17 protein-coding genes and 1 pseudogene are annotated in these 22,479 nt (G+C 61.8%); 8 read left to right on the top strand and 10 right to left on the bottom strand.

Annotation, left to right across the window (positions count from 1 at the left end; translation table 11 throughout):
- Window positions 1-180: 180 nt before the first annotated feature.
- From ACZ9IL_RS04225 to ACZ9IL_RS04215, 3 genes are all read right to left on the bottom strand, one after another.
- Window positions 181-2,271, bottom strand: coding sequence for a FimV/HubP family polar landmark protein (locus tag ACZ9IL_RS04225; RefSeq protein WP_476002380.1), 2,091 nt, complete (start codon window positions 2,269-2,271; stop codon window positions 181-183).
- 297 nt (window positions 2,272-2,568) lie between these two features.
- A complete protein-coding gene (locus tag ACZ9IL_RS04220) occupies window positions 2,569-3,585 on the bottom strand; it encodes an aspartate-semialdehyde dehydrogenase (RefSeq protein ID WP_476002379.1) in 1,017 nt (338 codons plus the stop codon).
- Between the two features lie 148 nt (window positions 3,586-3,733).
- Entirely contained in the window at window positions 3,734-4,855 is a 1,122-nt protein-coding gene (locus ACZ9IL_RS04215; protein WP_476002378.1) for a 4-phosphoerythronate dehydrogenase, read from the bottom strand.
- Between the two features lie 295 nt (window positions 4,856-5,150).
- On the opposite strand from ACZ9IL_RS04215, the gene ACZ9IL_RS04210 reads away from it, so the two are divergent.
- Window positions 5,151-5,873: a phosphatase PAP2 family protein gene (locus ACZ9IL_RS04210; RefSeq protein ID WP_476002377.1), complete on the top strand. Its 723-nt coding sequence runs from the start codon at window positions 5,151-5,153 to the stop codon at window positions 5,871-5,873.
- A gap of 65 nt (window positions 5,874-5,938) precedes the next feature.
- On the opposite strand, the gene ACZ9IL_RS04205 is transcribed toward ACZ9IL_RS04210, so the two are convergent.
- Complete coding sequence (locus ACZ9IL_RS04205; protein ID WP_476002376.1) at window positions 5,939-6,760, bottom strand: MetQ/NlpA family ABC transporter substrate-binding protein; 822 nt, start codon at window positions 6,758-6,760, stop codon at window positions 5,939-5,941.
- A gap of 270 nt (window positions 6,761-7,030) precedes the next feature.
- On the opposite strand from ACZ9IL_RS04205, the gene def reads away from it, so the two are divergent.
- On the top strand, window positions 7,031-7,534 hold the full coding sequence (gene def, locus ACZ9IL_RS04200) for a peptide deformylase (protein ID WP_476002375.1): 504 nt from the start codon (window positions 7,031-7,033) through the stop codon (window positions 7,532-7,534).
- A gap of 122 nt (window positions 7,535-7,656) precedes the next feature.
- Here def and ACZ9IL_RS04195 read toward each other — a convergent pair whose 3' ends face one another.
- The gene (locus ACZ9IL_RS04195) at window positions 7,657-7,854 is read right to left on the bottom strand and encodes a lipoprotein (protein WP_476002374.1); all 198 of its coding nucleotides are present in this window, start codon (window positions 7,852-7,854) and stop codon (window positions 7,657-7,659) included.
- A 243-nt stretch (window positions 7,855-8,097) separates the two neighbouring features.
- Here ACZ9IL_RS04195 and ACZ9IL_RS04190 point away from each other — a divergent pair, with 243 nt between their 5' ends.
- Both ACZ9IL_RS04190 and ACZ9IL_RS04185 read left to right on the top strand, forming a co-directional pair.
- Window positions 8,098-8,637 (top strand): hydrolase, encoded by a 540-nt coding sequence (locus ACZ9IL_RS04190; protein ID WP_476002373.1) that lies wholly within the window; start codon window positions 8,098-8,100, stop codon window positions 8,635-8,637.
- Between the two features lie 5 nt (window positions 8,638-8,642).
- Window positions 8,643-8,843: a hypothetical protein gene (locus ACZ9IL_RS04185; RefSeq protein WP_476002372.1), complete on the top strand. Its 201-nt coding sequence runs from the start codon at window positions 8,643-8,645 to the stop codon at window positions 8,841-8,843.
- Window positions 8,844-8,865: 22 nt separating this feature from the next.
- Here the strand turns inward: ACZ9IL_RS04185 and modF are convergent, their stop codons facing one another.
- Entirely contained in the window at window positions 8,866-10,329 is a 1,464-nt protein-coding gene (gene modF / locus ACZ9IL_RS04180; protein ID WP_476002371.1) for a molybdate ABC transporter ATP-binding protein ModF, read from the bottom strand.
- A 327-nt stretch (window positions 10,330-10,656) separates the two neighbouring features.
- Between modF and asp the strand changes: the two genes are divergently transcribed.
- Window positions 10,657-12,534, top strand: a complete 1,878-nt coding sequence (gene asp, locus ACZ9IL_RS04175) for a serine protease Asp (protein ID WP_476002370.1) — start codon at window positions 10,657-10,659, stop codon at window positions 12,532-12,534.
- 19 nt (window positions 12,535-12,553) lie between these two features.
- A complete protein-coding gene (locus tag ACZ9IL_RS04170) occupies window positions 12,554-13,015 on the top strand; it encodes a serine protease chaperone (protein ID WP_476002369.1) in 462 nt (153 codons plus the stop codon).
- A gap of 110 nt (window positions 13,016-13,125) precedes the next feature.
- Here the strand turns inward: ACZ9IL_RS04170 and ACZ9IL_RS04165 are convergent, their stop codons facing one another.
- Both ACZ9IL_RS04165 and ACZ9IL_RS04160 read right to left on the bottom strand, forming a co-directional pair.
- Window positions 13,126-13,800, bottom strand: a complete 675-nt coding sequence (locus tag ACZ9IL_RS04165; RefSeq protein WP_476002368.1) for an EAL domain-containing protein — start codon at window positions 13,798-13,800, stop codon at window positions 13,126-13,128.
- Window positions 13,801-13,813: 13 nt separating this feature from the next.
- Window positions 13,814-14,221 (bottom strand): winged helix-turn-helix domain-containing protein, encoded by a 408-nt coding sequence (locus ACZ9IL_RS04160; RefSeq protein WP_476002367.1) that lies wholly within the window; start codon window positions 14,219-14,221, stop codon window positions 13,814-13,816.
- A 943-nt stretch (window positions 14,222-15,164) separates the two neighbouring features.
- Here ACZ9IL_RS04160 and ACZ9IL_RS04155 point away from each other — a divergent pair.
- Window positions 15,165-17,549 carry a beta-glucosidase gene (locus ACZ9IL_RS04155; protein WP_476002366.1) on the top strand — a complete coding sequence of 795 codons (2,385 nt, stop codon included), beginning with the start codon at window positions 15,165-15,167 and terminating at the stop codon, window positions 17,547-17,549.
- A gap of 75 nt (window positions 17,550-17,624) precedes the next feature.
- On the opposite strand, the pseudogene ACZ9IL_RS04150 reads toward ACZ9IL_RS04155, so the two are convergent.
- A pseudogene (locus ACZ9IL_RS04150) lies at window positions 17,625-18,603 on the bottom strand (helix-turn-helix transcriptional regulator).
- 315 nt (window positions 18,604-18,918) lie between these two features.
- Window positions 18,919-21,291, bottom strand: coding sequence for a phosphoenolpyruvate synthase (ppsA, locus tag ACZ9IL_RS04145; RefSeq protein WP_476002365.1), 2,373 nt, complete (start codon window positions 21,289-21,291; stop codon window positions 18,919-18,921).
- Window positions 21,292-21,599: 308 nt separating this feature from the next.
- Here ppsA and ppsR point away from each other — a divergent pair, with 308 nt between their 5' ends.
- Complete coding sequence (gene ppsR, locus ACZ9IL_RS04140; RefSeq protein ID WP_476002364.1) at window positions 21,600-22,412, top strand: posphoenolpyruvate synthetase regulatory kinase/phosphorylase PpsR; 813 nt, start codon at window positions 21,600-21,602, stop codon at window positions 22,410-22,412.
- The last annotated feature ends 67 nt before the right edge of the window (window positions 22,413-22,479 follow it).

Genomic DNA, 22,479 nt, shown 5'->3' with positions numbered 1-22,479 from the left:
AGGACATTTGTCTTATCAGGAAACGGTGAAAGAAACGGGGCGGATTATACCCGCTTGCGTCAAAAAATCCCAAATCGCGCAGCTCTCGCCCTGACCGGGTTCACCACGGCGCCGACTCATCATGAGAAAGGGCAGCCACTGGCTGCCCTTATCTCTGGCTATCTCACACCACTCTGGCCATCAACCCAGCCGCTTGAGCAGCCTCTGCGCCTCGGTGCGCTGGTGCTCGCTGCCCTGGGCCGCGGCTTCTTGCAGCAGCTCGCGGGCGCTCTCCTTGTCGTCGATCTCGAGGTAGGCGCGAGCCAGATCCAGCTTGGCCCCGACCCCGCCATCGTCGGCATCCACGTCAAACCCGGTGGACTGGGGCAACACCTCGGGGAAGCCGTCCAGCCCCACGTCAAGGGAGAAGCCCTGATAAGGCTCCTGCTCCGGGTTGCTGGCGTTGGCCTCGGCCAGCAGCTTGTCGATCTCCACGTAGTCGTTCGCCTGCACCTGCTCGCGGGGCTTCACCTCGCCCGGATGCAACTCCACCTCGGTGAAGGCATCCTCGAAATCGGCGAGAGCCAGCTCGTTGGGATCCCAGGCGGGCGCCGTCGACGTGGCCTGGGTGGGCTCGAGGCCGAGCTCGGCCAGCATGTCGTCTACGTCGCTCTTGCCGTAATCGGCCGCATCACTCTTTGCCGTCGGCGCCGGATCGGCGACCGGCTCGTCGAAGGCGGTGCCGAAATCACTCAGATCGAAGTTGGCAAGCTCCTCGTCACGGCGACGAGCGCTGGCCGTCGACAGCTGGTCCTGGGCCAGATCCGTGTCCAGATCCGTGTCCAGATCCGCATCCAGCTCGGCAAACAGGGCGGCTTGCAGCTCCTCCTCACTCAGCAGATCGTCGGCCGGATCATGCCTGGGCTTGGGGGTATCGAAGTCGTCCTCATGGGCCAGGTCGAGCTCGGGCACCAGATCCGGATCACGGTTGGCGGTGGCCACCGCCGGCTCGATGTCGAAGGCGGACAGCGCCAGATCCCCATCGTCGCTGAAGATGACGTCGTTGGACTCGTTGAATGCCGCAGCACCATCCGGTCCATTGAGATCCGGCATGGGGTGCATGGGTTCATCGTCGGCGATGCCGACCGTCATCAGCTGATCAAACTCGCTGCTCTCCTCCCCCATCACCATGGCGGTGGATTCGGACAGGCTCTTCTCCTGCTCTTCCAGCTCACGGCGGGCACGGGCCCGCAACCAGAGCGTCACCAGCGCCAATACCAGCAGCACGGGCAGCAGGATGATCATGGCGAGGTTGAGCGGCGAGGAGAGCAGGTCCATCAGCCAGTTCTGCTTGTGCACCGGGGCCACCACCGGCGGGACCGGCTTGGCCTTGAGCTCGGCCACCTCTTTCTCCAGCGCGGTCTGATCCAGCAACTGGGCCTTGAGGGTCTCCACCTCTTCGGTCAGGGATTGCAACCGCAGCTTGAGCCTGTGGTTCATCTCGGTGACCTGACCGAGCTGGGCATTGGCATCTTCCAGCGCCAGCGCCATCTCGGTGGAGGGCTTGCCGACCGGAGCCGCGACATCCGCAGGCAGAGGGGCCGGCGCGCTGGCCACGGCCGCACTGGTCACGACCGCCGCACTCGGGGCTGACTCGACCGTCTTGACCTGCGCCTTCACTTCGCTCGCCACTGGCGGCGTGCCGACCTTGGGCGCAGCCGCAGGCAATGGGGCCGCCTTGGGCGCGGTGGCGACCCTGGTCTCGACCGGCTTGGCAGGCTGGGCATGTTTGCTGGCCAGGTATTTGGGACTCAGCCCCTTCCAGCTGGCGTTGTCGCTGTTGAAGCGGCGGCGAGCCTCGGCATCGGTGATGCGGCTGGCTTCGGCGGCGCTTGGCAGCAGAATGTGGGATCCCACCAGGATGTGGTTGATGTTGCCATCGGCAAAACTGCGGGGATTCTTGTCGTAGATCGCCACCATGGTCTGGTAGACGCTGACCCGACTGGAGGGCCTATGCTTGCTCGCCAGGCTCCAGAGAGTGTCGGTGGGACGGACGGGGCCATAACTGCCCGCCTGGGCGGGAGCGACCTGACGGACGATGGGCTGCGCCTTGGGCAACGGCTGTGCCTGAGGCTGTACTTGCGGCTGCGTCTGAGGTTGCACGACCGGCGGCGCACCATCCGGGCCCTTGAGTTCGACAAAGAAAGGCTCGCGCCCCGCCTCGTCGGCCTGAACCGTGCCCAGAAGACCCAATGCGAATAGTATTGCCAGCGTTATGCGGGAATGTCCCATATTCGTTCCTTCGGATGATGGCCCTATCACATTGAAAAATCTGGATAGTTACCCCAAAACAATCGGCTCAATATAAATCAGGCGCCAGTCTCAAGCCAGCGATCCGACATATTTAGCGTGCAACTCGTGCCTGGCGTCGCCCCAATGCGGGTCCGCCTACCGGACAGAGTGTAGAAAAAAACTTAATCGACTGATCTCACGCAACATTCTCAACACCGGAGACTGCGTGTCTGGTCACATCTGGAAACGCTGGCTCGGGGCGAGGCTCCTTCCCCGCCACCGGCCGCCACCCCCGGCTTAGAGGTAGTCGCGCACCAGCAGTTCGGCGATCTGCACGCTGTTGGTTGCCGCGCCCTTACGAACGTTATCGGCCACGATCCACATATTGATACCACTCGGGTGAGAAATATCCTGGCGTACCCGGCCAACCAGCACCTCGTCCTTGCCGGTGGCGTCGCGCACCGGGGTCGGGTAGTCGCCATCGTCATCGAACAGGGTGACGCCCGGGGCGTTGCGCAGCAGCGCCTTGACCTGCTCGGCATCCAGCGGCTGGTGCAGCTCGACGTGCACCGCCTCGGCGTGGCCGTAGAACACCGGCACCCGCACGCAGGTCGGGTTCACGGCGATGCTGGCATCCCCCAGAATTTTCTGGGTCTCCCACACCATCTTCATCTCTTCGCGGGTGTAGCCGTTGTCGGTGAAGCTGTCGATCTGCGGAATGAGGTTGAAGGCGATCTGCTGCGGGTAGAGACTCGGCTCCGCCGGACGGCCGTTGAGCAGATGCGCCGTCTGGCCCGCCAGCTCGCTCACCCCTTCCTTGCCGGAGCCGGAGACGGACTGGTAGGTCGCCACGTTGATGCGGGCGATGCCCACCTCATCTTGCAGGGGCTTGAGGGCCACCAGCATCTGAATGGTGGAGCAGTTCGGGTTGGCGATGATGTTGCGATTGCGAAAATCCGCCAGCGCGTCCGGGTTCACTTCCGGGATCACCAGGGGGATATCCTCGTCATAACGGAAGCAGGAGGTGTTGTCGATGACGATGCAGCCGTGCTCGGCGGCGATCGGCGCCCACTTGGCGGAGACCTCGGCGCCGGCGGAGAAGAGCGCGATCTGCACCTGGCTCCAGTCAAACTCCTCCACGTCCAGGATCTCGACGTTCTTGCTGCCAAAGCGCACCGTATCGCCGGCGCTGCGGCTGGAGGCCAATGGATAGAGGGTGCCCACCGGGAAGGCGCGCTCCTCCAGAATTTCGATCATGGCCTGACCCACGGCGCCGCTCGCGCCCAATACCGCTACGTTGAATTGTTGACTCACTGCTGTTCTCTCCTGTGATGATGACGGTGACGACGGGCGTCACCGTGGGCAGGCTGACCTGCCTGATAACGGGCCCGGCATGACGCCGAGCCAGACGGGGACGGACCGCTGGCCCATCCCCTCTGTCAATAATGCTGACATGACCAAATCAACTTGGCCGGATGCCGAATCCAAGCCGGGCCAGGGTCTCGCCGGCGAAGGGGCCGCACACCAGCAAGGAGGATAGCTCGCGCCGCTCCGGGTAGTGCTTGCGCTGCTCATCGAAGCTGCCGGGCTCGGCTATCCGGTTGCGAAAACGGGCGTCGTCCCGACGCACGTCATAGATGAGGTGGACCAGCTGCTTGATGAGCGCCTGATCGCTGGCCTGACCCGGCGTCAACTCGCGCACCTCGGGGGCGGGCAGCAAGGCTTGCAGATCCTGGCGCGGCGTGCGATCCAGTTGCTGGCAGAGCGCCTGATACAACATCCAGGTGCCACGCGCCTTGCCTTCCAGGCTGTAGCCCGCGATGTGCGGGGTAGCGAGCTCGGTGTGAGGCACCAGGGCGCGCAGCGGATCTGGCTCCCCTTCCCAGACGTCCATCACCAGCCGCAGCGGCGCATCGCGCTGCTGGCGGGCGAGCAGGGCCTGGTTGTCCCACACCTCGCCCCGGGAGGCGTTGATGAAGATCTGTCCGGCAGGTCGGGCGGCGATGTCGCTCGCCCCCAACAGGTGGAAGGTGGCGTCAGGGCCGGTACGGGTCAGCGGCACGTGGAAGCTGACAATATCGGCACCGAGTGCCGTCTGGTAATCCACAAAACCGGCCTCGCACTCGGTGCGGGCCCGCGGCGGATCGCAGCGCAGCACCCGCATGCCGAGCGCCTCGGCCTTGCCCGCCACGCACTCGCCGGTGTTGCCCGCACCGATGACCGCGAGGCTCATCTCGCTCAAATTGAGCTCATGGCGCTCCGCCAGCACCAGCAGGGCCGAGAGCACATAATCGCCGACCGAATACTTGTTGCAACCGGGGGCGCTGAAGAAGGGAATGCCCCGCGCCGCCAGCAACGCCTTGTCGATGTGATCCGTGCCTATGGTGGCGGTGCCGACGAACGCGAGCCTCGGGCAGCTGGCGAGCAGCTCGGCATCGACCCGGGTCACGGATCGCACCAGCAGCACGTCGGCATCCTGCAGATCCGCCGCCGAGATCTGCCGTCCGGGCAGCGGCACCACCTCGCCAAACTCGGCAAACAGCTCCCGGGCATGGGGCATATTTTCATCAACGACGATTTTCATCAGTTTCTCTTATGAGCTTGAGGGTCACAACCGGCCACAGGGGCGCCATTCTAGCGCAAAGCGCCTCGAGTTTCAGATGCTTATTCTCATGGTCCAAGGGCGAGAGCGGCCACATCCAACCTGACATAAAGCGCCTCAGACTCCGTCCAGGGATTTCCCCTCACAGCCACGACGGCAGGCGCCAATATGTAACCGCATGTTGAGATCCCTCCTCGCAACTTGACCACCGAGCCCTGGCTGGCACAATGGCGCCTCTTTTTTAGCGGCCGACGGCCGCCCCGTTACGAGCCTCATCATGACAACGCCACCCTCTTCATTGCCGCGCCGTCAGGTGCTGGGTTTCAGCGCCGCCCTGATCCTGCCGCTGGTGCTGCTGGCCTGCCTGCCCTGGCAGCCCTTCATGCAGCATTCCCTGCAATCGGGCTGGCTGTGGTGGCCCTATGCCCTCACCCGGCTGGTGGACCTGCCCGGCATCGCCGTCACCGTCGCCGCCCTGCTGCTGCTGACCCGACACAAGCTGACGCTGGAGAGATCCGCCCTGCTGGCCCTGGCTGGCGCCCTGTTCGCGGTGCTGGCGGGGGACTGGGTGATCAAGAGCCTCATCAAGCAGCTGACCGAGGAGCCGCGCCCCTATCTGCTCTGGCTGGAGGGTCAGAACCTCATCCCCGCCATCCGCCAGTTCTATGCCGGGAGCTTGGAGCTGCGCAGCGAGCAGGTCCATGCCGCCAGCCAGTTGCTGGCGCTGCCCCAGTGGCTCGGCAACCACTGGCAGAGAGAGGTGAACTACGCCTTCCCCTCCGGCCACAGCATCGCCGCCATGAGCCTCGCCCAGTTCTTCGGGCTGATCTGGCTGGCCCGCGCCCCGCGCGGGGTCTGGCTGCTGCCAGCCTGGGCCCTCGCCATCGCCCTGTCACGCACCCTGATCGGCATGCACTGGCCGCTGGACGTGCTGGTGAGCGCCCTGCTCGGCAGCCTGACCGCCCTGTTCGCCGCCCGCTGGTGGTTGCACCATTACTAGCGCCCCCGCGCGCCGCCAAGCAAAACGGGCACCGAGGTGCCCGTTGTTTTATCCGCCGTGCGGGCTCAACCCTTGCTCTGCCAGCCCTGAGGGTACTTGTAACCCTGGAAGCGCTTGGCGGCGTAGGCCTTGAACTCGGGGGAGTTGTAGGCGGCGATCACGTCCTTGGCGAAGGGTTTGGCGGCGTCATCACTCTTCACCACCACCCAGTTGATGAAGTCGTAGCTGCGCTCGAGGAAGAGCCCGGTGCTGAACGGGATGCCGCTGGAGGCGGCGAAATTGCCGTTGATGACGGAAAAATCCACGTCTTCGCGGGAGCGGGGCAGCTGCGCCGCCTCCAGCAGCACCAGCTTGATGTTGTGCGGGTTGGCCACCACGTCAAACTCGCTCGCCTTGAGCGGGTTGATCCCCTCTTTGAGGGTCAGCCAGCCCAGATCCTGCAGCATCAGCAGCGCCCGTGCCTGGTTGGTCGGGTCGTTCGGGATGGCGACCGTGCTCCCTTCCTTAAGCGCCTTCAGCTCCGCCAGCTTGCCGGAATAGAGTCCCATGGGGCCGGTCGGCACCTGGGTGATGGGGGCCAGCGACAGGCCCCTGTCCTTGGCGAAGCTCTCCAGATAAGGCTTGTGCTGGAAACAGTTCACATCGAGGGAACCGTCCGCCAAGGCGATGTTGGGGGTCACGTAGTCGGTGAACTCCACCAGCTTGACCTTGTAGCCCTTGGCCTCCAGCTGCGGCTTGATGGACTCGGTCACCATGTCGGCGAAGTCCCCGACCGTGGTGCCTATCACGATCTCTTTCTTCGCCTCATCGATGGCAAAGGCTGACAACGGCAGGCTGCTGGCGAGCAGGGCCAGGGCGGAGAGGGTGACGAAGGAACGACGCTGCATAGGAACTCCCTGTAAACATGATCAAAACGGTGGGTCGATTGGGTGTCCCGTCGAAGACGAACACCGCAACCATCTAGCCATCCAAACGGCTAATTAAGAGCACCATAGCAGAGCTTTCTCCCTACGCCAAGCAACAAAACCGGGCAAGCTTATACATTTATATCCAGCAACTCTGGTATAAAGAGAGTCGATTGAGATGTAACCACCTCGGAGTGATCGACATGTTGATAAACAACTCCACACTCCATTAAGGAACCATTTGGAGATTTAATGTCTATTTTGACTATCCTGACGCTCCCGGACCCTCGGCTAGGTCTGCCCGCCATCACAGTGACCGATATTACCTCCGTACAACCCTTGATCGACGATATGCTGGAAACCCTCTATGCCACATCCAACGGCATCGGACTGGCCGCATCTCAAGTGGGTAGACGGGAGGCTGTGCTCGTGATCGATATCTCGGAAGACCGCAATCAACCGTTGATCTTGCTCAATCCCGAGATCATCGCTGGTGAGCAGAAAACTCTGGGAGAAGAGGGCTGCCTGTCTGTCCCTGACTATTACGCCGAGGTAGAGCGGTCTACTCATGTCAGGGTCAAGGCACAGGATCGCCATGGCCAGCCATTGATGCTAGAGAACGATGGCTTCCTGGCCAGGGTACTCCAGCACGAAATCGATCACCTCAAGGGCAACCTCTTCATCAACTATTTGTCCCCCCTGAAGCGTCAAATGGCTTTGAAGAAGGTCAAAAAGAGCACGGCTCGCAATCGTTAAGACCGGATGCGATTGAAAGGGCCATACGAGTAAATTTCAGCTCGTGCGATCAACAAAAAGCCCCGCCGTCATCGACGGCGGGGCCTTGGGAATGCACGAGCGATCACATCGCTATCGCCGGATTACTTGATCGCCTTGCTGGCGTTTTCCATCGCCTGCTTCTCGGCAGCCCCCAGGATGGCGGTCTGGCGATTCTGCTCCGCCAGATAGCAGGTGTCCTTGCTGACCCCCTGCGCCTGGCAATCCGCCATGCGTTGCGCCGGGCTGGAACAACCGGCCAGGAGGCCGATCAGGGAGATAAACAGGATTATTTTCTTCATGGTGATATCCATCGTTAATAAAATATCGTCCGACTACGAAGGCATGGTCATTCCCACTACAGAGACCGATGACAGCCGATGCCGCTCGCCACGCCGGGCGAGCACGACTGGTAACCCGTCTCATGGCGCGGATACTAACTCCGCCAGCCGGGGGCGTCAGCGCAAAATGTGTTTCGAGATGTACGAGGCAATGGGTCTCAATATGGCGCCCTTTCTCATCCGCTATTTATCGAGGAGACATCAATGCTGCAGAGCAACCAGACCGGCCTGCTGGTCGTCGACATTCAGGGCAAGCTGGCCCGATTGGTGGAGGGGAGTGAGGCGCTCATCGCCAACACGGCGCGACTGGTGCAGGGGGCGCAGGCCCTGGGCTTGCCGGTGATCTGGCTGGAGCAGAATCCGGACAAGCTCGGCGCTACCGTGCCCGAGCTGCAGCCGCTGCAGGTGGGCGCCCCCGTGCTGGCCAAGTTCAGCTTCGGTGCCCTGGGGGAGCCACAAGTGGCGGCGGCCCTCGCCCAGAGCGGGGTGAAGCACTGGCTGGTGTGCGGCATCGAGACCCATATCTGCGTCTACCAGAGCGTGCTGGGGCTGCTCGATAGCGGGGCCGGGGTCTCGCTGGTGGTGGATGCAACGTCGTCCCGCACCGCCGCCAACCGGGATCTCGCCATCGGCCAGCTGGCGGCACGGGGCGCGCGCCTCACCTCGGTGGAGATGTGTCTCTACGAGCTGATGGGGGACTGCCACCACCCGGCGTTTCGCCAGATCCTCTCCTTGGTGAGATAAACACCATGATGGATAACATGGCGCCCTTTATGTTTGGTCTGATCGCTTTCCAAGTGGCACTTGTCGTCACCATGATCGGCATGGCGGCGACGCGTCTCTATCTGGGCTGGCTCTGGCTTGGTTTCATGCTCTTTTACGCACTCTGGTGGCTGCTGCTCGGCTATCCCCCACTCCTTCCCGAGGGGTGGCCAACGCCGTCCCAATAAATAGCACCGAGGCCTGGGCCAATCACAGTGACCCCCCCTCCCCCAATCGCTCCTGCAGATAGCGATAGCCGCCGGCGCCATCCGGTACGAAGCTCAATCGGTGGCTGAGGCCGGGGGGCGCATCCTCGGCGTGGTGGGAGACGAACAGCAGCTGGGTGCCCTCGCCGATGAGGCGCACCACCAGCTCCCGCACCAGGTGGCGATTGAGGGGATCCAGCCCCTGCAGCGGTTCATCCAGGATCAGCAGCGGCGGATGCTTGACCAGGGCGCGAGCGATCAGCACCAGCCGCTGCTGGCCGAAGGAGAGGCTGTGGAACGGCAAGGCCCCCTGCTCCCCCAGCCCGAGCAGGGCCAGCCACTGGTTGGCGAGCGCCAGCTGGCGATCCCCGGGGCGACTGTAGAGGCCGATGGAGTCGTAAAAGCCCGATAAGATCACCGTCTGCACAGAGCAGTTGACGCGATAGTCCAGGTGCAGCGCCGGGCTGACCAGCCCGATGTGGCGCTTGATCTCCCAGATGCTCTCGCCGCTGCCGCGCCGCCGCCCGAACAGGGTCAGATCGTTGCTGTACCCCTGCGGATGATCGCCGGTGATGAGGGAGAGCAGGGTCGATTTACCGGCGCCATTCGGGCCGACCAGTTGCCAGTGCTGCCCCGGTTCTATGGTCCAGTCGAGCCCATCGATGATGACCTGCTCCCCGTAGGCGATGCGCAGCTTGTGCATCTGCACCCTGGGGCCTGCGGGCAAGGGAATGGGGGCCGCCAGGGGCGGTGGCAGCTCGGCCAGGGTTCCTTCGACCCGCGCCAGCTGGGCCACCTCCTGGCTCCCCAGCACCAGCCCTCGCTCTCCTGCCAGCAGCAGGCAGCACTCACCGAGCAGACCGAGGTGGCTGGCGAAGGGGGGGATCTCGTCGAAGCGGTTGACGATCACCACCAGCCGCTGCCCCTCCCCAACCAGCTGGGCCAGCAGTGCCATCAGCTCGTGGCGCGAGCCCTGATCCAGCCCATCGAACGGCTCGTCCAGCACCAGCAGCTCGGGTCTGCTCAGCAGGGCGCGGGCCAACAGCAGCTTGCGCCCCTCACCGCTCGAGAGATACCGGTAGGGGCGCTCCCAGAGCCCTTCGATGCCAAAGCGTGCCAGCAGGGCCCGCGCCTCAGGCTCCTCCCCCTCCTCCAGCATCAGGCTGGATACCTGATAGCCCGCCTCCTCCTCTTCTCCCAGCATGTCGGTGTTGCGCCGCTGCCAGTCGCGCTCACCGAGCTGCTGCTGCGACTCGAACGACAGGCGCACCGCCGCCAGTTGCCCCCGGGTCTGCCCCGAGAGCAGGGCGAGCTCGCCGCACAGGGCCGCGGCCAGCGCCGTCTTGCCGCTGCCGTTGCTGCCGACGAAGGCCCAGCACTCCCCCGGGGAGAGCTGAAGTTCGGGAATGAAGAGGGTGCGATCACCGCGAAGGGCCAGCCTGGCCGAGTGCCACTGCAATAGGGTCATGAGTCCATCCTGTGTGCGAGTCTGCCGTTACCTTAACAGGGATTGCGGTGGACCACAGCCATCCACAGCACAGGGGAGATGCCGGACGAAGAGCCCGGATCGAGATTAAAAACAGGGCGACCTATAGACAAAAAGATCACTAACGACAGATACGAATAGCTCTCAATAAAGCACGAGCATGACCCCATTGATACCCCCATATGGGCTCAGATGAGATTTGTATGAACCCCATCACAACGCTGAATTGAGAGTCTTTTGAATCGCAATTTCTCCTGTATAGATGCCAGCGCACCTCGGGATGGTGCGCCCTTAAGATGGAGTTTATCAATGAGAAGAACGACGTTAGCCCTGGCAATCACGGGCCTGCTCGGTACCCTGCCGATCGCCTCGGCTCAGGCCAATGAAAATTGTACCCCGCTCACCGGCAACGAAGCCGGCCTGGATACCGGCCGCACCAGCGCAGAGCGCTGCCTGCCCGGCATCAACCCCCTGCAGGCGCAGCAGTGGCACCTGCTCAACAGCGGTCAGAACGCCTTCAGCGCCCGGGGTGGCGTGGCGGGCAATGACCTCAACCTCTGGTGGGCCCACCGCACCTCGGTGCTCGGCCAGGGCATCAACGTGGCCGTGGTAGACGATGGTCTGGCCATCGCCCACCCGGATCTGGCGGACAACGTTCGTCCCGGCTCCAAGAACGTGGTGACCGGCAGCAATGATCCGACCCCGACCGATCCGGACAGCGCCCATGGCACTTCCGTCTCAGGCATAATCGCCGCGGTGGACAACGCCATCGGCACCCGGGGCGTAGCCCCCCGCGCCCAGTTGCAGGGCTTCAACCTGCTCGACGACAACAGCCAGCAATTGCAGCAAGATTGGCTCTACGCCCTTGGCAGCAGCCAGGCGAGCAGCGACAACCGCGTCTTCAACCAGAGCTACGGCATGAGCCTGGTCGACCCGCAGGGGGCCAACGGGCTGGATCAGGTGCAACTCGATCGCCTGTTCGAGCAGATGACCCAGCAGGATCAAGGGGCGGCCTACATCAAGGCGGCGGGCAACGGCTTCAGCCGCATCGCCGCCGGCAACTATGCGCTCAACCGCACCGGCGGCGAGCTCAGATTGCCGTTTGAAAACAGCAACATCGATCCTTCCAACAGCAACTTCTGGAACCTGGTGGTCAGCGCCAGCAACGCGGACGGCGTGCGCTCCTCCTACTCCAGCGTCGGCAGCAACGTGTTCCTGACGGCCCCGGGTGGCGAGTACGGCACCGCCTCCCCGGCCATGGTGACCACCGACTTGCCCGGCTGTGACATGGGCTACAACCGGGTAGACGATCCCAGCACCAACCGGCTGCACGGCAACCCGGCGCTGGATGCCAGCTGCGACTACAACGGCACCATGAACGGCACCTCCTCGGCCACCCCGAACACCGCCGGTGCCATGGCGCTGCTGATGTCCGCCTATCCGGATCTGTCGGTACGGGATCTGCGGGATCTGCTGGCACGCAACGCCACCCGCATCGACGCCAATCAGGCGGCGGTGCAGCAGAACTACAGGACGGCCGATGGCCAGCAGCGCCAGGTGACCGGACTGGAAGGCTGGGAGCGCAACGCCGCTGGGGTCTGGTTCAGCCCGACCTATGGCTTTGGCCTCATCGATGTGAACAAGGCACTGGCGAGCGCCGCCACTCACAGCCCCTTGCCGCCGCTGGTCCAACTGCCGTGGCAGAAGGTGACGGTGCAGGATCGCGCCGCGGGCGCCATCCCGGATCTGGGCAGCAGCCCGACCACTTCCAGCACCCGGGTCAATCAGCCGCTGACCGTGGAAGCGGTGCAGGTGCTGGTCACCCTGGATCACCAGCGCCTGCCTGACCTGCTGATCGAGCTCGTCTCTCCGTCCGGTACCCGCAGCGTGCTGCTCAACCCCAACAACAGCCTGGTGGGGCAATCCCTCGACCGGCAGCAGTTGGGATACGTGCGCACCAAGGGGCTGCGCGACATGCGCATGCTCTCCCACAAGTTCTACGGGGAATCCGCCGAGGGTGAGTGGCAACTGGCGGTGACCGACGTCGCCAGCGGCACCCGTCAGGTCTCGCTGCTCGATCGCAGGACCAATGCGCGCAGCACCCTGACCGAGCGCAACAACAGCCAGCCGGGTCAACTGCTCAACTGGTCACTCAAGGTGATCGGCCATGACGCAGCCCCCCTCTAATTTGCACAGGAGTCACAACATGAAACACAGCGTACTCAGCCTTGCCCTGGCAAGCCTGCTGGCCTCGGTCTCCGTTCAAGCCACGGCCGACGAATCCGTGGTGGTCGATGGCAAACAGTACCGCACCATAGAGGTGAACGGTCAGACCTACCTCACGCCGGATAACGGCAGCAAGAAGCGGGTCGCCCGCAGCCTGGACGGCAAGGCGGTGCAACCCAGTCTGCGCGGCGGCGACGTCTTGCTGCAAGGGGTCGCCAGCCCCGAGCTCATCGTCAGCGGCACCCTGCTGGTCGAAGCCGAGGAGCCTGCGGCCAAGGCACTGGCCAGCCGTCACGGCCTGCGCTTCAAGCAGAGCAGCGGCGGCATCGCCCTGCTGGAGGCCAAGCCAGGCACCGATCTGAATGCCATCGCAACCCAGCTCAAGCAGGAAGGGGTGAATGTGCAGATAGAGCTGGCCGGCGCCGAGCAGCAGCCCAGGTGAGATAACATCCGATCTCGCTGAGTCATGTCGAAGGGGCCGCTGGCCCCTTTTTTCATTGCCTGCCAGCCGCCGCTGGATGTGGTGGGAGAAGGAGGATTATCTTCGCGGCGTCAATGCCAGTGGGTATGGCGCGACAGCTTGGCTCGCCAATGAAATCCCTGTCCTTGCATCAGCCCCTGCGCCCTGACAAAGGAGAGATGATGCCTGTTTTCGACGCCCTCGACGATGACGTTCTTGTTGCCCCAGACTGCGGAGGCATGCTCCATAAACGCCACGTCATTTCTGCTGAAGCATTGCCAGAAGAAGCGCTTGTTGATCTTGATGCCACCGAAGGTGTGCAATATGTCGGCTGGCATTCTGGACAAGGCGTCATCGGCATTGTTCAACCAGAGCGTCACCCCCAGCGCCTTGAGTTGCAAGAGACGATCCAGCGCCTGTGGCGACAGGCCATCGACCAGACTGGCCATGTCACAGCCAATGCTCAGCCGAAATTGAAGGATGAAGGGGACGAAGTCTTGCCATGACAGCCAGCGCTCGAACAAGCCGGGCGCCACCTTGATAAAGGCCGACCGGTAGCGCTGGGGATCGTGCCGGTTCAGCTGCTGGAAAAACTCCAGCTGACGCGTCAGCAGCGAGACCATGGGATACTGCTCGACATCACCAAAGTACGCCTGATCGAGCGCGATCCGGTTCTCCAGAAATGAGCTGACTTCAAATGACAATATGTGGCCAACGTCGAGTTCGACGATGGGCTCAAGGGAGTGCCGAAGAGAATCCAGCTGCATCTTTTCCATCCTGTCAGTCATGGCTGCCCTCGACTGTGAAGCCCGAGCGATAGGGGTAGAATATGTAGCCGGCTCTTGCGACCGTCACCAGACAGCGGCAATCCGGATCCACCCTTCGCAAGAGTTTTCTGATATTGGACAATGCCACCGACACCGTATTTTCACACACGATTCTGCCATGCCAGACACTGTTCAATATTTCATCTTTTGATACCAGATAACCGCTGTTGCTCACGAGATAGCGAAGGACACAGGCCTCTCTCGAACCCATTCTTATTATTTGGCTCTGTTGCGTACCGGCAAAATACAGAAAGGTAAAAGTACCGTTGGTTAAATCAACGACGATGCTTCTGTCCTTGTTTACCAGATAGGTTGCCGCCGCACGTTCTTTGCGCTCTTTTATCATTTCAATTTCAAGCATAACCAGCCTCCGTGTTCACCGTAATCGACGATCCAGCATCCCCTCTGCGCTCCGTCATGACTCACCCAATCGTCGTATTCAGGCTGAACAACGGTATTCTCACAGAAGTGGTGCGTGAATTGATGATAATAAAATAAATTATTAATAAAACGACAAATCACATATATAACAAAAAGATACACGCTACCGCTCGATTAATAGGTCTCGTACGAGCAAGATCAAATCACTTTTAACGATGAACATTGCAACCAATACAACTGCAAAATTTATTTTTGTTAATGAAAATGATGGAGCTAACACTCAGCATCCGTGCCTGGTGAGTGCTCCTCTGAGTGATGGGATACGGGGTGGCTAGCTTGATGAGAACAATGCCAATACGGCAGGCATGGTTCTGTTGAATATCAGCGCCATATATTGAGCTGGCGCTCAGCACATGGATCAAGGTTGCCAATCACGGCTATTGGGATAAATATATTTCCTGCGATGAGTAACAGGCACCCATCAAATAAATAACAGGCGTAATTGGCCGCCGAAAAATATCACCTCAATAAAACCCGCGATAATTTCAGTGCCTGTTCCCCGTGAGCTCAATGCGAGCCAATAATAAAACAGGCAGTTTTCTTTGGATTACCGCCCATGAGGATGGCATTCCCATATAAAACCGCGCTCTCATCAGAGCACCATTTATCAGCCTTGCCGAACCCGACCAATGGGATCCGGGTCACAACTTCCGCCTCTTGCTCCCAACTGCACATTTCTCGCCCCCCCGGGGCAATTGTGCCCTGCGTCAACTTGCTAACCTGCTCGTGGCCCGGTTCATCGACCCGCAAGGGTGAGCCGGCCATCGATGCCCATGGCAAACCGCCACCAGAGCGACCATGTCACCATTTGGCGTCGATACCCTGTTTTCCATTTTTTATTCAGACAGTTAAAGGAAGTCTTCATGCCTATCACCACAACAAGAATGAAAGCGGTTTCACTCTGCGTCAGCCTGGCCCTCGCCGGGATCCTGGTCGGCTGCAACCAGAACGACTCGGATCCCCTGGTCAAGGACGATGCCTACTATCGTGGCCAGGCCGAGGCCATGGTGGCCAGGCTGACCCTGGACGAAAAGCTGAGTCTGCTCTCCGGCCCAGGCTACGGCAGCGCCGAAGGCGCCATCAACGTCAAGCAGGACGTGGCCGGCGTGGCGGGTTATATCAACGGGGTGCAGCGCCGCGCCGACGGCATCGACATTCCGGCCCTGAAACTAGCCGATGGCCCGGCGGGCCTGCGGATCAGCGCCAACCGCGACGGCGACAGTGCCAGCTACCATGCCACCGCCTGGCCCATCGGCACCCTCTTGGCCTCCAGTTGGGACGTCGCGCTGGTCAAGTCCGTGGGGGAAGCCATGGGGGACGAGATGCGCCAGTACGGCGTCGACATCCTGCTGGCACCGGGCATGAACATTCAACGCAACCCGCTCAACGGCCGCAACTTCGAGTACTACTCGGAAGATCCGCTGCTCACCGGCAAGATGGGCGCCGCCATCGTCAACGGGGTGGAGAGCAACGGGGTCGGCACCACCATCAAGCACTTCTTTGGCAACAACTCCGAGACCAACCGCAACCAGATCAACGACATCGGTGAGCCGAGAACCTTCCGCGAAATTTACCTTCGCGGTTTCCAGATAGCCGTGGACGAGGCGCAGCCCTGGGCGGTGATGACCTCCTACAACAAGGTCAACGGCACCTATGTGAACGAGCGCAAGGATGCGGTAACCGAGGTGCTGCGCGGCGAGTGGCAGTTTGATGGCCTGGTGATGTCCGACTGGTTCGCCGGGGACGTGGCCAACAACGCCTACAAGCAGGTGTTGGCAGGACAGGATTTGATCGAACCTGGCAACGTCAAGGAGCAGTTGCAGCAATCCATCGACCACGGCGATCTCAGCGAGGCCAAGGTGACGGAGGCGGCCATCAACATCCTGACCCAGGTGATGAAGAGCCCCTCTTACAACCAGCTGCCCGTTGGCAACAGCCCGGATCTGAGCGCCCACGCCAAGCTGGCCCGCCAGGCCGGGGCCGAGAGCATGGTGCTGCTGCGCAACGACGCCGCCGCCCTGCCCCTTGCCGCGACCAGCAAGGTGGCCAGCTTTGGCATCAACCAGACCAACACCTACAAGGGCGGCACCGGCAGCGGGGATGTCAACGCCGCCAGCCTCACCACCATCGCTCAGGGGCTGGCCGAGCGCTTCCCGGTGAGTGCGGCGCTGCAGGCTTACTACAGCGATTTCTATGAGGCCAACAAGGTCTATCACGAGGGGCAATTCGGCGCCAAGGGCTACTACACCTGTGCTGAGGCGGCCGTCAGTGCCGAGCTTGCCAGCCTCATCGCCAGCGCCGCCAGCGAACAGGACGTGGCGGTGATCAGCCTGGGCCGCCAGGCTGGCGAGGGGGCCGATCGCAGCAGTGGCAAGGGCGACTACCTGCTCGGCGACGACGAGACGGCCCTCATCGATGCGGTGAGCAGCGCCTTCCACGCCCAGGGCAAGAAGGTGGTGGTGGTGCTCAACGTCAACGGGGTGATCGATACCGCCCAGTGGGGCCACAAGGTGGACGCCATCCTGCTGGCCTACATGGCGGGTCAGGAGACCGGCCATGCGGTGGCGGACGTGCTCTCCGGCACGGTCAACCCGAGCGGCAAGCTGGCCCAGAGCTTCCCGCTCAGCTACGCCAGCGTGCCCTCCTCGGGCAGTTTCCCGGGTGAGGACACCGACGGTGACGGCGAACCGGACGATCTCTATTACAACGAGGGGATCTACGTCGGCTACCGCTACTACAGCACTTTCGATCAGGCGGTCTCCTACCCGTTCGGCTTCGGTCTCTCCTACACCAGCTTCGGCTACGGCAGCCCGGCGGTGGCCCAGAACACCCTGGCCAGCGGTGCGGCCGGCAGCCTGGTGTTGACGGCGACCATCACCAATACCGGCGCCCTGTCTGGCAAGGAGGCGGCGCAGGTCTACATCAGTGCCCCCGAGGTCAAGCTGAAGAAGCCGACCATCGAGCTCAAGGCGTTTGCCAAGACCAAGCAGCTCGCCCCTGGCGCCAGCGAGCAGCTGAGCTTCACCATTCCGGCCAGCATCCTCGCCAGCTTCGACGAGGCCGGCAACCAGTGGATAGTGGAGCCGGGCAGCTACAGTGCCTACATCAGCCCCTCATCGGACGTCTCGGCCACGGTGCCGGTGACCTTCACGGTGAGCAAGGAGATAGTGGTGAGCCACACCACGGCTGGGGCGCTGGCGTTGCCATCCGGAGTGGATGCCGCCACCGTGACCACGGTGACAAAATAACGGGGCGGGAGTGGGCGCCATGCCCACCCCCATTTAGCAGCCCAATGATCGCGGGACCAATGCTGGTCCCGTTATTTATTGGCGGGAGTTGCGATAGACCCGCGGGGTCATATTGGCATTGGCCTTGAAGAAACGGTTGAAGGCACTCTGGGAGGAGAAACCCACCAGATCGCTGATATTTTGCAGCGTCCGCTCCCCTTGCTCCAATAATCTGCAGGCCTCCGTCATCTTGACCTGTTTTAAAATGGTGGAGAAGCTGCCCCCCTCCCCCTGTAATTTCCGGTTCAGGGTCCAGCGGCTGATATTCATGGTCGAGCAAACGTCCTCCAGCACGTTATCGTCGCTCTCCATCCCGCCCTCGCAAATTTTATGACGGATCCGCTCCCCCACCTGATTGCTAAAAGGCACCCGCTCGGCTATCTCGGCGCAAATATGCTCGAGCTGGCCGATTTGCAAGCGGCCAAGGGGCTCGTTGTAACCATCGCTGCGCCTGTCCAGCAGGGTATTGGCGAGGGTCAGGGTATTCGCCTCCTGCTCCCAACGGCAACGAGTGCCGAAGAAGTGATCCAGTTGGCCATGATGGGCCGGTGGCTTGCCGATAAAGCCAACCGACACCTCGAACAGGGGTTGATAGACCCGCAGGATCCGGTAGAGGATGACAAAGTTGGGGATGGCCTGGCTCGCACCCAGGATGGCAGGCCCTTGATTGATATACTCATATTGCGTATGCAACGCCCCCGACTTGACCCGGAAATCGTCACAGTTGCCGATGACGGTGCGATAGGCCAGCAGGGCCTCGATGGCCGCTCGGGGGGATGGCCGGTTCAGGCAGAGGCTGATGAGCGGCGGGTAGTGTCCATAGAGCTGGTCTATGTCATAGGAGAGGATCTCCCTGGTTAAACCCGCTCAAATACCCCTGCATCAGGCTCAGTGCGCGGTAATGGCTCTGGGCCAGGATCCGGCCCTGCGTCCGATTGATATCGAATGCGGTCAGACCGGCCGCCATCAATATGGCCTCCGAATCTCCCCCTTGTTGTTGGCAGGCCGCCAACATTCTCCTGATCACCTGATTTGATACGCTCTGTGACATCCGCCTACCCTGGCAATATTGATGTGATTCATTGATGGCTAGCCCCAATGAGGCGCTATGTCGCATGGGGGAATATATCCAGCCCCATCCGATGACGGCTTATTATGAAACGCAGGGCAGGTGCGACGATGTAACGGAGTGTAAAACCGCGCGCTGGCACGCTTATTTTGAACGAGCAGCACAGAGGCATCGGACAATAGATGACACAGCTGCTGTCAGATATAAAAACGGCGCCTTGTAGGCGCCGTTTTTATTATCGTCCGCGACTGTCTAGTCGGATCAGTGAGCCTGGTGTTGCTCGGCCAGATAGAGCCAGGTGTCGACCACGGTATCCGGGTTGAGGGACACCGAATCTATGCCCTGCTCCACCAGCCAGGCGGCGAAGTCCGGGTGATCGGACGGGCCCTGGCCGCAGATGCCCACATACTTGCCCGCCTTGCGGGCGGCCTGGATGGCCATGGACAACAGCGCCTTGACCGCCTCGTTGCGCTCATCGAACAGGTGGGCGATGAGGCCGGAATCCCGATCCAGCCCCAGGGTCAACTGGGTCATGTCGTTGGAGCCGATGGAGAAGCCATCGAAGTGCTGCAGGAACTGATCCGCCAGCAGGGCGTTGGAGGGCAGCTCGCACATCATGATGACTTTCAGACCGCGTTCGCCACGGCGCAGGCCGTTTTCGGCCAGGATCTCCACCACCTGCTCGGCCTCACCCACGGTACGCACGAAGGGGATCATCACCTCGACGTTGGTCAGGCCCATGCCGTCGCGCACCCGCTTCATCGCCTCGCACTCCAGGGCGAAGCAGGGGCGGAAGCTGTCGGCGATGTAACGCGACGCGCCACGGAAGCCGATCATGGGGTTCTCTTCGTGGGGCTCGTAGTCACGGCCGCCCACCAGGTTCGCGTATTCGTTGGACTTGAAGTCCGACATCCGCACTATGACCCGCTCAGGCCAGAAGGCGGCGGCCAGGGTGGCAATGCCTTCGCTCAGCTTGGCCACATAGTATTCGCGGGGGCTGTCATAGCCCGCGATCATCTTGGTGATGGTGGCCTGGAGCTCCGGAGTCTGCTGGTCGAACTCCAGCAGCGCCTTGGGGTGCACCCCTATCATGCGGTTGATGATGAACTCGAGGCGTGCCAGCCCCACGCCGGCGTTGGGCAACTGGGCGAAGTCGAAAGCCCGGTCCGGGTTGCCGACGTTCATCATGATCTTGATGGGCAGGCGCGGCATGTTGCCCACCTCGGTCACCGCCACGTCGAAATCGAGTTCACCGTCGTAGATGAAGCCGGTGTCCCCTTCCGCGCAGGAAACCGTGATGAGCTGACCCTGCTCGATGCGCTTGGTGGCGTCGCCACAGCCCACCACGGCCGGGATCCCCAGCTCGCGGGCGATGATGGCGGCGTGACAGGTACGACCGCCACGGTTGGTGACGATGGCGGAGGCGCGCTTCATGATCGGCTCCCAATCCGGATCCGTCATGTCGGTGACCAGCACGTCACCGGGCTGTACCTCATCCATCTGGCTGATGGAGGAGATGACCCGCGCCGGGCCTGCACCAATCTTGTGGCCGATGGCGCGGCCCTCGATCAGCACCTTGCCGGATTGTTTCAGAGCAAAGCGTTCGAGCGTGTTCGCCTCCTGGCGGCTGCGCACGGTTTCCGGGCGCGCCTGGACGATGTAGAGCTGGCCGTCCTGACCATCCTTGGCCCACTCGATGTCCATCGGGCGGCCGTAGTGCTGCTCGATGATGAGCGCCTGTTTCGCCAGCGCCATCACCTCTTCATCGGTGATGCAGAAGCGGTTGCGCTCGGCATCCAAGGTGTCGACGATCTTCACCTGACGGCCGTGACTAGCGTCGCCCGAGTAGGTCATCTTGATGAGCTTGGAGCCGAGTGTCTTGCGCACCACGGCGGGGCGACCGGCCTTGAGGGTCGGCTTGTGCACATAGAATTCGTCCGGATTGACGGCGCCCTGCACCACCATCTCGCCCAGGCCCTGGCTGCCGGTGATGAAGACCACGTCGTTGAAGCCGGATTCGGTATCCAGGGTAAACATGACACCGGAGGCGGCGAGATCCGAGCGCACCATGCGCTGCACCCCGGCCGAGAGTGCCACGCCCTTGTGGTCATAGCCCTGATGCACCCGATAGGAGATGGCGCGATCGTTGAACAGGGAGGCAAACACATGCTTGATGGCGGTCATGACAGCGTCGATGCCGCGCACGTTGAGGAAGGTCTCCTGCTGGCCGGCGAAGGAGGCATCCGGCATGTCCTCCGCGGTGGCGGAAGAGCGCACCGCAAAGGAGGCTTCGAGCCCGGCACTCAGCTTGGTGTAGGCATCGCGCACGGCCTGCTCCAGCGCGCTCTGGAACGGTGCCTCGATCACCCAGTCGCGGATCTGCTGACCGGCCCGGTTGAGGGCGGCGATGTCGTCCACGTCCAGGCTGTCGAGCAGGTCGTGGATCTTGCCGTTGAGGCCGCTTAACTCCAGAAACTCGTTAAACGCAAAGGCGGTGGTCGCAAACCCGCCCGGCACGGATACACCGGCACCGGAGAGGTTGCTGATCATCTCGCCAAGGGATGCATTCTTGCCGCCGACGCGTTCTACGTCCTGCATACCGAGCTGTTCGTACCAGAGTACGTACTGTTGCATTTGCATGTCTCCAGGTTGGTGGGCCAGGGTGTCAACGCACCTGCTGTGCCGAATTTATGTGTTTTTGTTGGTGTGTCCTTGCCAACGGCATTGAAAACGTTTTCTACTGATTGCCAAAAAAATCCCCATGCAAGTTTGGGGATGGCCGTTTGACACAGACATTCTACAATGCCGACACAAAAAGGTAACGACTCAGGTTTGCAAGCGAGTTCACAACTTGGCAACGGCAGACCTGTTGACAAAGGTGATATGGTTTCGAGAGATACTTCCCCTCGCCACCGCACCGGATCGCACCACAGGAGCCCCCATTGCACACCGTATTCTATGTATCCGATGGCACCGCCATCACCGCCGAAGTGTTTGGTCATGCCGTGTTGAGCCAGTTTCCACTGGTGTTCGAGCAGGTCACCATCCCCTTCGTGGAGACTCAGGAGAAGGCCCGCCAGGTGCGCCTGCGCATCGACGAACAGTTTCGCCAAACCGGGGTGCGCCCCATCCTGTTTCACACCATCGTCGATCCTCAGGTGCGGGAAGAGGTGCTCAAGGCCCAGGCCAGCAGCCACGACTTTCTCAACACCTTCGTGAGCCCGTTGGAGCAAGAGCTCGGGATCAAGGCCGAGCCCAGGCTGCATCGCACCCACGGCATGGAGAACCGCAAGCTCTATGACGATCGCATCGAGGCGGTGAACTTCGCCCTCAGCAACGACGACGGCATCACCACCAAGGAGTATGACGAGGCGGACATCATCCTCATCGGGGTGTCGCGCTGTGGCAAGACGCCGACCAGCCTCTACCTGGCGCTGCAGTTCGGCATTCGCGCCGCCAACTACCCCTTCATCGAGCAGGACATGGGTTCGCTCGAGCTGCCCGCAGCCCTCAAGGCCAACCGTCACAAGCTGTTTGGCCTCACCATTGCGCCCCAGCGGCTGCACGAGATCCGCAACCAGCGCCGCGCCAACAGCCGCTATTCGTCGCTGGAGCAGTGCGATCAGGAGCTGGCGAGCGTGGAGCGGCTGTTTCGCCGGGAGGCGATCCGCTTCCTCGACACCAGCTCCCACTCGGTGGAGGAGATCAGCGCCAAGATCCTGGAGGCCACCGGATTGCGCCGTCAACTGTGCTGACAACAATGAAATGATTGGCGTGAAATTCCAACAGAGGAGGATGCGGCAATATAAATGAACGGTAGGG

The sequence above is a fragment of the Aeromonas sp. TECH754 genome, from assembly GCF_056279295.1.
The sequence above is the reverse complement of the archived record's forward strand: the minus strand, read 5'-3'. Positions and strand labels throughout refer to the sequence as shown.

Bases quoted from the DNA above. Each gene is read 5' to 3' on its own strand.
- def (WP_476002375.1), top strand. From the start codon at position 7,031: ATGTCTATTTTGACTATCCTGACGCTCCCGGACCCTCGGCTAGGTCTG.
- ppsA (WP_476002365.1), bottom strand. From the start codon at position 21,291: ATGCAACAGTACGTACTCTGGTACGAACAGCTCGGTATGCAGGACGTA.
- modF (WP_476002371.1), bottom strand. From the start codon at position 10,329: ATGACCCTATTGCAGTGGCACTCGGCCAGGCTGGCCCTTCGCGGTGAT.
- ACZ9IL_RS04215 (WP_476002378.1), bottom strand. From the start codon at position 4,855: ATGAAAATCGTCGTTGATGAAAATATGCCCCATGCCCGGGAGCTGTTT.
- ACZ9IL_RS04205 (WP_476002376.1), bottom strand. From the start codon at position 6,760: ATGCAGCGTCGTTCCTTCGTCACCCTCTCCGCCCTGGCCCTGCTCGCC.
- ACZ9IL_RS04185 (WP_476002372.1), top strand. From the start codon at position 8,643: ATGATGGATAACATGGCGCCCTTTATGTTTGGTCTGATCGCTTTCCAA.
- ACZ9IL_RS04160 (WP_476002367.1), bottom strand. From the start codon at position 14,221: ATGCTTGAAATTGAAATGATAAAAGAGCGCAAAGAACGTGCGGCGGCA.
- ACZ9IL_RS04190 (WP_476002373.1), top strand. From the start codon at position 8,098: ATGCTGCAGAGCAACCAGACCGGCCTGCTGGTCGTCGACATTCAGGGC.
- ACZ9IL_RS04225 (WP_476002380.1), bottom strand. From the start codon at position 2,271: ATGGGACATTCCCGCATAACGCTGGCAATACTATTCGCATTGGGTCTT.
- ACZ9IL_RS04210 (WP_476002377.1), top strand. From the start codon at position 5,151: ATGACAACGCCACCCTCTTCATTGCCGCGCCGTCAGGTGCTGGGTTTC.
- ACZ9IL_RS04170 (WP_476002369.1), top strand. From the start codon at position 12,554: ATGAAACACAGCGTACTCAGCCTTGCCCTGGCAAGCCTGCTGGCCTCG.
- ACZ9IL_RS04195 (WP_476002374.1), bottom strand. From the start codon at position 7,854: ATGAAGAAAATAATCCTGTTTATCTCCCTGATCGGCCTCCTGGCCGGT.
- ACZ9IL_RS04165 (WP_476002368.1), bottom strand. From the start codon at position 13,800: ATGCAGCTGGATTCTCTTCGGCACTCCCTTGAGCCCATCGTCGAACTC.
- ACZ9IL_RS04155 (WP_476002366.1), top strand. From the start codon at position 15,165: ATGCCTATCACCACAACAAGAATGAAAGCGGTTTCACTCTGCGTCAGC.
- asp (WP_476002370.1), top strand. From the start codon at position 10,657: ATGAGAAGAACGACGTTAGCCCTGGCAATCACGGGCCTGCTCGGTACC.